Genomic DNA, 9,314 nt, shown 5'->3' on the forward strand with positions numbered 1-9,314 from the left:
TATTTTAGTCTGTCTTGGGGTCGGTAGCTGAGGGAATTTAATGTTTTAATGTTTCCATCCTGTTAATGGATCTCGACATATTATACTATAAACAAGCTGATAATCTGCTACCATGCCATGTCCGACAGATTGGCGAAAATGTCCAGGCTGAAAATATCAAGAGGGCAAATTAGCTCGATCGTTGTCGTCCTGTTTGTGCCCGGTGGCGGAATAGATTCTACCCAGCCGTTATAGTTGTAAACTTTATGATTGCGAGTGTTTTTCCATTTCCGACTGTTTTGCTGCAAATTTTAATTTTGTTTGTGGCGATCGCGATCGAATCGTGGTTCCTACAAAAACTACTTAAACTAGACCCCAAAACCAGCGTTGAATATACAACTATCCTCAATTTATCTTGCGCCTGTCTAGGTTGGTTCCTTTTCTTCGGCCTTGAAAGCGTGATGCCAAAAGACCTGCGAGAACAGCTCATAGATTACATGATCTTAGGAGGAGGCCGCGATATTTACCCAGCCATAACTCTGATTGCTGTATTACTTTTAGCAATCACTTTTTTTGCCAAGTGGGAAGGATTAGAATTTCTCCAAAATTTGGTAGCTGGTACTAAAAAAACTTCTAAGCCTCAGTTCATAGGGCCACCCAGCCTCACCAAGCGTCCTCCCCAAAAAACTTTCCAAGTAACCACTGTTTTTGGCGCAATGTTAATTGCCCATACAGTTAGCAATTGTGTCATTCTAACCTTGTTATTTTTGCAAACATCGAATTAAAAAATAGCAAACTTATCGGTGATTAGAAATTACTTAATCCCCGAAAGTATGACCTAGCGTTCTGGTGCATCTGTGTTTTGCAAATATATTCGTAGGGGCGAAGCATGACCGTTGTAAATCTCTGGTTATCACTAACAAATTGTCTGCGGTCATGCTTCGCCTATGCAAAATTGGGATGCTCCCTAGGGTTCCATCTTCCATCTTCCATCTTCCATCTTCCATCTTCTATCTTCCATCTTCCATCTTCCATCTTCCATCTTCCATCTTCCATCTTCCATCTTCCATCTTCCATCTTCCTTCTATATGATGAAGCAATTTTTAGACATCACCAAGCAACTGACGAAGCTGACAAACAACCTTTGGGAAGTCAATAAAAAAGTCCAAAAGCAGATACTTCCGCCTAAAGTTGTCCACTGGAAAACACCTTTACTGATTAGCATATTGTTGGCATTACTGTCCGTGGCAGCCTTCACAGACGGGCCAACCAGAACAACCATTGCTGATTTGAGTTGGTTATCTTTTATAATCTCAATGGGTCTGTTGACCAGTCAGCCACCTTTTGTGATTTACGGAGTCAGTATTAGTCCGTGGGTGACAAGTGTCTTAGTTGGCCTGTGGCTATTAGTCAGATTGCCGCCAGATAATCGCCCCATAGCATGGATAGCAGGACCGCTGATCGCAGTAGTGGTTCTCGCGGCCATAGAAATTTGGAATAGTGAATCCAAATGGGACAAAATTAAGTCGCTAATTCAACCGGAATTTTTAATTTTAACCCTGATTCATGTGATGATTTCTTGTTGGTTTGCTTTCCACTTTTTGATTCAAGGTTGGCTGCAAGATTATCCAAGTGTTTTGTCACAAAATATGAAAGAAAGTCATTATTTAGTGACATTTCAAGGCCCAACAATTAATCGTTCTAGAGGTGTAATTATCCTCAATGAAATGGAAAAATATCTCAAAAATCAAGCAGCAACCAAACCTTGGGCGCAGATAGAACAAATGCTGATAGATATTGACAACGAGCGATTTTTCCTCAAAAATGAAGCGTTGAAAAAACTTCAGATAGTTCCAGAAGATGGGAGTTGGGATGTCAAAACTTCCATCGTCCAAGGAGAGTCTCGTTATCAGTTAGAGATGCAAGCTACTTGGCTAGGACTGGTTTTTAGACCGGAAATATATTCCTTTACCCAGTCTTGCGAAGTGATAAATATTGGTAATGCGGCGACGGTAGACTGTGGGGCTATCAAACGCTCTAAGCCGGGGCTAAAAAAGAATGGAAGTGGAGGAGATAGTCAAGTTTGATCCTGCTGCTAAATACCAATAACCCCGACTCTCCAGAAGTTGTCGGGGTTCTCAAACCAATTACCAATTAGCTAGTAAATGAATCTCCGAAGAATTTTGACAGTTGCCATTAATGTATTTTGGGAAGTAATTCGCGATCGCATTCTTTACTTAATCGTTATTTTTGCTCTGTTGATGGCAGCAACGGTGCGGTTAATCCCGGAATTGGCGGCAACAACAGAGCAAAAAATTATCTTAGATACTGGCTTGGCAGCTATTAGTATTTTCGGTCTAATTGTCACAGTCTTTGTTGCTACTGGATTGGTAAACAAAGAAATTGAAAAACGCACTGTTTACCTGTTAATTGCCAAGCCGATAAGTCGCGCTGAATTAATAGTTGGTAAACACTTAGGGCTGTCGGCGGTACTAGGTGTCCTGGTGGCAGCCATGACTGTTATTTATCTGGCAATTATGAGTTTGAGTCGCATTAATTACCCTTTGCAAAGCATTTTAATAGCTTCACTATTCATCTGGTTTGAGTTGTGTTTGGTCGCCGCTGTAGGGATTTTATTGGGAGTTTTTAGTAGTTCGTTGCTAGCAAGTTTACTGACATTTGGTGTCTATTTAGTGGGAAACTCAACGCGGGATTTAGTGGCTTTGGGTAAGTTAACTAAGAATCCTGGCATTGAACAATTGATGATGGGACTTTATCTCATTTTGCCCGATTTGGCTAGATTTAATTTGAGAAATGATGCTGTTTACGGACAAGTTCCTTACTTAGCGGCTATGATTACAAATGTCGGCTATGGGTTGTTGTATGGGGTGCTGCTGCTGTCAATTTCAGTTGCTATATTTTCTCGTAGGGAATTTTAAGCCTCATCTTCTATAGCAATCCTCGCATCATTTGTGAATTTCTTACTCCCTCCCCTTGCTAAGGTCCGGGCTGGGGTGGGGTAAAAAAAATTACGACTCCTGCAAGGATTGCTATATACCTTCAGCGGGTGCAGTAAAATTGAATTGGTCAGCTAGAATATAGAAAAGATTATCGATCGCCAATCTCGACTAAAAATAAAACTTTTATTGGTAAAATGAGGTGTCCTATGACTGCTGTAATTCACAAACCAATATCACAGCTAAAAATTACCTGGCCGCTGCTACCCGATGATTTTATTCTACCAGATGACCCCGTGGAAAATATAGAACATCCTTTAATCGCGAATGGTTTACGCCAGTCTGTAGTGGATTGCCCGGAACTAATACAAGACGCACTGATAGTTTCTAATTTTGCATTGTGTGCTGCTGTGGACGATCGCACTATTTGCAAAGGCCCAGACTGGATGTACGTGCGCCCCGTGCAAGCTTGGCCTCATAACTATCCCCGTCGTAGTTACACGCCTCATACCGAAGGAACAGTGCCTTCTGTAGTGATGGAATTTCTCTCAGCTACTTACGGTGATGAATACTCTGTCGAACATACAGAAGAAATCGGTAAGTGGTTTTTTTATGAACAAGTAATCAAAGTTCCTCGCTATGTGATTTTTCGACCGCATACGGGCAGAATAGAAGTCTATGCCCTGGAATCGGAGCGATACAACAATCAAGAACCAGATGAAAATGGGCGTTATTTGATACCTGGATTGGATCTGTTTTTGGGAGTTTGGGTGGGTACTCGCGAAGGTAGAACCGGAAATTGGCTGCGCTGGTGGAATAGGGCTGGGGAGTTGCTGTTGTGGCCAGAAGAACGCGCAGAAGCCGAACGCCAGCGGGCAGAAGCTCAAAGCCAGCGCGCAGAAGCCGAACGCCAGCGCGCAGAAGCCGAACGCCAGCGCGCAGAAGCCCAAAGCCAAGAAAAAGAGTTAGTTCAGACTCTGCTGGAACAGGAAAGACAGCGCAATCAAGAGCTTTTGGCTAGGTTAGCCGCCCTTGGCATCGATCCAGAATAAGTAAACCTACTTAAAAAACCAAACTCTCAGGCCCCCGACTTCAAGAAGAAGTCGGGGCTCTAATATCGATCGCATTTTACAGCAATCAAAATAGAAATCATGTTAGTCGAAAAACTCGAAAAATTACAAACTCTCTTCGCAGAAATGGATCGGGCGCTGATTGCCTACTCTGGCGGTATTGACAGCACTTTGGTGGCAAAAATTGCTTTTGACATCTTGGGCGATCGCGCTTTGGCCGTGACAGCAGTTTCCCCATCTTTATTGCCAGAAGATTTAGAAGATGCGCGGATTCAAGCAGCAGAAATTGGGATTGCCCACGCAGAGGTGGAAACTCAAGAAATGGCAAATCCTAATTACACTTCTAACCCGGTTAATCGCTGCTATTTTTGCAAAAGCGAACTGCACGATACTTTGAAACCGCTAGCACTCGCTAAGGGTTATCCTTATGTGGTGGATGGGGTTAATGCTGATGATTTAAAGGATTATCGTCCGGGAATTGTGGCGGCGAAGGAACGGGGAGCTCGATCGCCTTTGGCAGAAGTCGGCATGGCTAAATTTGAAGTGCGACAATTGGCCAAAGAATTAAATTTGCCTTGGTGGGACAAACCAGCTCAACCTTGTCTGAGTTCGCGCTTTCCCTACGGTGAAGAAATCACCGCGGCCAAGTTGCAAAGAGTTGGGCGCGCTGAACGGTATTTGCGGCAGTTGGGACTGAAAAATCTGCGAGTGCGATCGGACCAAGATACGGCGCGCATTGAGTTACCAGCCGAGGAGATTAAGGAATTTGTGTTAAAGCAAGATTTGTCTGCATTGGTGGCCGTATTTCAAGAGTTTGGTTTTGTTTACGCGACTTTGGATTTGGAGGGATTTCGCAGCGGCAAATTAAATCAGGTTTTGCAGCCGGAGTTGTTGCAAAAAAAAGGTTGATTAGTTCTGCTGCAAAAGTGTGAGTACAACATGGTGTTAGGCACTCTGGGCACTAATTCATTACTGATGCAGGCCCGCTCTTGATAGTATTGGCGATCGGTCAAACCCGATCGCCAATACTATAATACCTTGCTCCTGCGACAATTAATCCACCCTGCCCCCTGACCCCCCCAGGGGGGGAAGGGTATAGGGCATTACCTATTACCTATTACTACTTCCTCTGCAATTTAATACCTCTCATAGAATAATCTAAAAGCTCCATGGGGTGCATCAAACAAACTGCCTTTCCCTGCAACTCCAAATGCTTCTTAATTTGTAGCGAACAACCAGGATTAGAAGAAGCAATCAACTCCGCTCCAGTATTCAGCAAATTCTCCACCTTTTGCTGTCCCAATTCATCAGCTACCTCCGGCTGCAACAGATTATAAACACCCGCACTCCCGCAGCACAAAGCAGCATCCATAGGTTCTTTTAACTTCACTCCCGGAATTTGTTGCAACAACTGACGAGGTTGAGCACTAATCTTTTGTCCGTGCAACAAATGACAAGCATCCTGATAAACAATTGTCAAATCTCCGTCCACCAAAGGATGAAGTTTTGCCGTCATACCCGCCATTGCCAAAAACTCTTGCACATCCTTAACCTTAGCCGCAAAAGCCTCAGCTTTCTGCCGATAGGCATCGTCATCAGCTAAAATATGACCGTATTCTTTCAAAGTGTGACCACAACCCGCAGCATTGATAATCACAAAATCGACACCCGTATTTTCAAAGCTGTCAATCATTTGTCTCGCCAAAGTTTGTGCCTGTTGCGCTTGTCCTTGGTGTTCCGGTAAAGCAGCACAACATCCCTGACTTTTCGGAATCACCACCTCACAACCATTAGCCGTTAAAACACGCACCGTAGCTTCATTAACCGGGGAAAACAACAGCCGCTGTACACAGCCTAAAATCACACCGACTCGATAGCGTTTTTCGCCTTGGGCTGGAATTACCGCTGGTAAATTATCCCGGAAAGAATCAATAGTAACTTTCGGCAAAATTGATTCCATCGCAGCCAAACGGGGAAATACTTTTTTCAGTAAACCTGTGCTGCGAACCAGTTGAGGTAGTCCTAATTTTTGATAAATAAACAAAGGCAAAAGTAAAGGCCGCAATCGGTGAGGATAGGGAAAAAGATTAAAAATCAGAGTGCGAATTACTTTATCAGAAAACGAGCGTTCCTGATTCCGAGAAACTTGGTGACGTGTGGCGGAAATTAATTGATCGTATTGTACACCCGACGGACAAGTAGTAACGCAGGCCAAACAGCCCAAACAAGTATCAAAATGCTGGGAAGTTGCTTCATTCAAAGGAGCTTCACCTTCGTTAATCGCATCCATCAAATAAATGCGGCCTCTGGGGGAATCCATTTCTTTACCCAGTACCCGATAACTAGGACAAGTGGACAAACAAAAACCACAGTGCACGCAAGTATCGATTAATTTAGGATTCGGAGGATTATTAGTATCAAAACCCTGTAATTCTGGACTTTGTAAATGAGAATTTTGTGCTAAAAAATTGCTCTCCTTAGCAGGCTTAAAATTGTCGCTGGGAACTTGAGATTTTTCGGAAGTTTGCATAGGGCAGAAAGAAGAAATAAGAAAAAATGAACCAAGAATAAAGCTTTAGTTATTGAAAATCGAAATCAGAAGCAAACAAATACTTCTCTTCTCTTCTTTTCTCCTCCTTCGTGGTCTTCGCGTCTTCGTGGTTCGTCAAAAAACAAAGACTGAAGTCCTTACTACAAACTTTAAACTAAATACCATTAATAAAACGATTGGGGCTCAAAATATTGTGCGAGTCAAATTGTTTTTTAATCCGGCGCATAAGATCGATCGCACTTCCAGTATAGCCCCAAACATCCAACTGTTGCTTGAGAGCAGGAGACGCAGCCAAAACAGTCAAAAAACCTGCTTTAGCTTCACAGACTCGGCGTATTTGCAACAGTGTTTCCGCAGTCACAGTCTGATCAAAGCGCAAAATCCCCAAACCGCTACCTGCATGAATCACAGCATCCTGAATGGGCAATTCGTCCATTACCTTGACAGCTTCGGAGGGTCTGACTCCTATTTTGCAAATAATCGGAGAGTCTTGGGTATGATTCCAGATAGTTTCTGGCAATGTTTGCCATAACTGATGGTCATCATTTTCGTCCCAGCTAGCCCCTTGCAAACCCAACTTTTCGCCAACTTCCCGCAAGCGGGCTGATTGTTGTTTAACACTCTCTGGGATACTTTGAAATCTGACTATTAATCCTAGGCCCTTTCCTAAACCTAATTTGGCTACTAAATCCGGCGATAGTAAATCCACGGCTGTGGGAGTCAAAGCCGAAGATAAAAGGATTTGGGTTGCTTGAGTTAAAGGCCCTGGTGCCCCAGTCAAGAGAACTGTTTCGGAGGCGACGGGGAGGGGATAAACTCGGAAAGTGACTTGACTAATGATACCTAGAGTGCCGTAAGCACCGGTAAATAGTTTCATCAAATCGTAACCGGCGACGTTTTTGACTACTCGGCCGCCCGCAGTGGCAATTTTACCGTCCGATCGCACAAAAGTCATTCCCAACAGCAAATCGCGAACCCCCCGATAGCGGTGTCGCAGGGAACCCGCGTCAGCAGTAGCGACAATGCCACCCAAGGTTGCTTGCTGTGGATAGGCGGGATCGATCGGCAAAAACTGACCGGCGGCGGCTAAAACTTGCTGTAAATCCGCAAACTTCATCCCCGCTTCCGCAGTCACGGTTAAATCGCCCACAGCGTGTTCTATCAATCGATTCAGGCGCGAAGTGTTGACAGCCATGAGTCGGAGATTCGAGTCTAATTTGACCAAACCGCCCCAATCCAGTTTACTGCCGCCACCACAAGGCAGAACAGCATAACCATTTTGCCCAGCCCAAGCAATCACAGCCGCGAGTTCTTCCTGGGTATTGGGATAAACAATGCAGTCAATGTGTGTGTCTGGGCTAACTGCTATTTCGAGTCTTTCTTGCCAAAATGCTTCTGTATCTTGCCAGGAAGAGACACTAGCAGCATCCACAATACTTTCTAGTTCTTGGATCTGTGCCAAATTTACTGTATAAACTGATTTCATTCAACTAATAGTAGATTTTATATTCAACGGGACTCATACCAATTTAATGGGTCGTTGCACATATCTTGATCCCCCTAAATCCCCCTTAATAAGGGGGACTTTGAGTGCTTCTTGTCCCCCCCTTAATAAGGGGGACTTTGAGTGCTTCTTGTCCCCCCCTTATTAAGGGGGGCTAGGGGGGATCGAATTTTATGCAACGACCCATTAAACTGGCACTACACATTTTAACGTAGTTCTGTCATTCTGGACTAAATGAAGAAACTGAAGGATCTCACTCGATGCTTCGCTTTGTATTCTGACACGATTGTGTTGCACGGGGAAGGGAGTATTGAAAAGTCGATGAGAAGTCGATGAGAACTCACTCACGTTCTCAAATAGTCATCTGATTTAATAGAAATATTGTAGGGGCGAAGCATGACCGCTGTAAATCTCTGGTGATCCCTAATAAATTGTCTGCGGTCATGCTTCGCCCTTAGAAAATCGGGATGCTCCCCCAGCATTTCGCTCCAAAAGTCGATCGAGGGACTATGTATCAATACATTTTTATCAAATCTTTACAGATCTTTAGGCAATAAGCCGTTATCGTTGGTACAACAAATTTTGACTCTTTTTTCAACTCAGCATTAGGTTGTATGATGCCAAACTTAAAAACTCAAGTTTCAGGAAGTGCGATCGCCTTTATCGATCGCCTGGTTACAGATTATCAAAGTTTGATTGCGGGGGTAACACCGGGTACGGAAGTAGTGGTTTTAGATGGGAACCGGGATGCGATCGCACAAATTACTGAAGTTTTGGGCGATCGCACAAATATTGATAGCATTCACATAGTTTCTCACGGTGCTCCGGGTAGCTTGCAACTGGGAAAAACTAGATTGTGTGCTGACAATCTGGAAAGTTATGCCGAGAAGTTGCAGCAGTGGCGGAGTGCTTTAACTCCTCGTGCGGAAATTCTGATTTATGGTTGTAATGTCGCATCGGGGCCTGACGATTACCTCAAAGTCCGCCGGGGAATTAATTCCCCGTCTCATAGCGCAAGTCGGTTGAAACCGACTGAAAACAAGGTGGGTATTCAGTCCTCTTTAGAGGACTTTCGCTATGAGACGGGGGTTGAAACGAACGGCGGACCTGCGGGCGAGGGCGAGGCTATTCAGTCCTCTTTAGAGGACTTTCGCTATGAGACGGGGGTTGAAACGAACGGCGGACCTGCGGGCGAGGGCGAGGCTATTCAGTCCTCTTTAGAGGACTTTCGCTATGAGACGGGGGTTGAAACG

Annotated in this window: 8 protein-coding genes; 6 read left to right on the plus strand and 2 right to left on the minus strand. The window is 44.3% G+C overall.

Features of this window, described 5'->3' with window-relative positions:
- The first annotated feature begins 245 nt into the window (after positions 1-245).
- From fraC to larE, 5 genes are all read left to right on the plus strand, one after another.
- On the plus strand, positions 246-764 hold the full coding sequence (gene fraC, locus ACBR23_RS21615; RefSeq protein WP_340523016.1) for a filament integrity protein FraC: 519 nt from the start codon (positions 246-248) through the stop codon (positions 762-764).
- A 303-nt stretch (positions 765-1,067) separates the two neighbouring features.
- Positions 1,068-2,066: a DUF5357 family protein gene (locus tag ACBR23_RS21620; protein ID WP_371115308.1), complete on the plus strand. Its 999-nt coding sequence runs from the start codon at positions 1,068-1,070 to the stop codon at positions 2,064-2,066.
- A gap of 78 nt (positions 2,067-2,144) precedes the next feature.
- Entirely contained in the window at positions 2,145-2,918 is a 774-nt protein-coding gene (locus tag ACBR23_RS21625) for an ABC transporter permease (RefSeq protein ID WP_371115307.1), read from the plus strand.
- Positions 2,919-3,145: 227 nt separating this feature from the next.
- Positions 3,146-3,988 carry a Uma2 family endonuclease gene (locus ACBR23_RS21630; protein WP_371115306.1) on the plus strand — a complete coding sequence of 281 codons (843 nt, stop codon included), beginning with the start codon at positions 3,146-3,148 and terminating at the stop codon, positions 3,986-3,988.
- A 99-nt stretch (positions 3,989-4,087) separates the two neighbouring features.
- On the plus strand, positions 4,088-4,915 hold the full coding sequence (gene larE, locus ACBR23_RS21635; RefSeq protein WP_371115305.1) for an ATP-dependent sacrificial sulfur transferase LarE: 828 nt from the start codon (positions 4,088-4,090) through the stop codon (positions 4,913-4,915).
- A 211-nt stretch (positions 4,916-5,126) separates the two neighbouring features.
- Here larE and ACBR23_RS21640 read toward each other — a convergent pair whose 3' ends face one another.
- Together ACBR23_RS21640 and ACBR23_RS21645 are read right to left on the minus strand one after the other, a co-directional pair.
- Positions 5,127-6,536: a (Fe-S)-binding protein gene (locus ACBR23_RS21640; protein WP_371120405.1), complete on the minus strand. Its 1,410-nt coding sequence runs from the start codon at positions 6,534-6,536 to the stop codon at positions 5,127-5,129.
- Positions 6,537-6,711: 175 nt separating this feature from the next.
- Positions 6,712-8,043, minus strand: coding sequence for an FAD-binding oxidoreductase (locus tag ACBR23_RS21645; protein WP_371120406.1), 1,332 nt, complete (start codon positions 8,041-8,043; stop codon positions 6,712-6,714).
- Positions 8,044-8,675: 632 nt separating this feature from the next.
- Between ACBR23_RS21645 and ACBR23_RS21650 the strand changes: the two genes are divergently transcribed.
- Positions 8,676-9,314 (plus strand): DUF4347 domain-containing protein (locus ACBR23_RS21650; RefSeq protein ID WP_371120407.1); only part of this gene is annotated, 639 nt, incomplete at its 3' end.

The sequence above is a fragment of the Microcoleus sp. genome (assembly GCF_041354475.1).
Lineage (GTDB): Bacteria > Cyanobacteriota > Cyanobacteriia > Cyanobacteriales > Microcoleaceae > Microcoleus.

Coding starts and splice junctions, on each gene's coding strand:
- ACBR23_RS21630 (WP_371115306.1), top strand. CDS start 3,146: ATGACTGCTGTAATTCACAAACCAATATCACAGCTAAAAATTACCTGG.
- ACBR23_RS21620 (WP_371115308.1), top strand. CDS start 1,068: ATGATGAAGCAATTTTTAGACATCACCAAGCAACTGACGAAGCTGACA.
- larE (WP_371115305.1), top strand. CDS start 4,088: ATGTTAGTCGAAAAACTCGAAAAATTACAAACTCTCTTCGCAGAAATG.
- ACBR23_RS21645 (WP_371120406.1), bottom strand. CDS start 8,043: ATGAAATCAGTTTATACAGTAAATTTGGCACAGATCCAAGAACTAGAA.
- ACBR23_RS21640 (WP_371120405.1), bottom strand. CDS start 6,536: ATGCAAACTTCCGAAAAATCTCAAGTTCCCAGCGACAATTTTAAGCCT.
- ACBR23_RS21625 (WP_371115307.1), top strand. CDS start 2,145: ATGAATCTCCGAAGAATTTTGACAGTTGCCATTAATGTATTTTGGGAA.
- fraC (WP_340523016.1), top strand. CDS start 246: ATGATTGCGAGTGTTTTTCCATTTCCGACTGTTTTGCTGCAAATTTTA.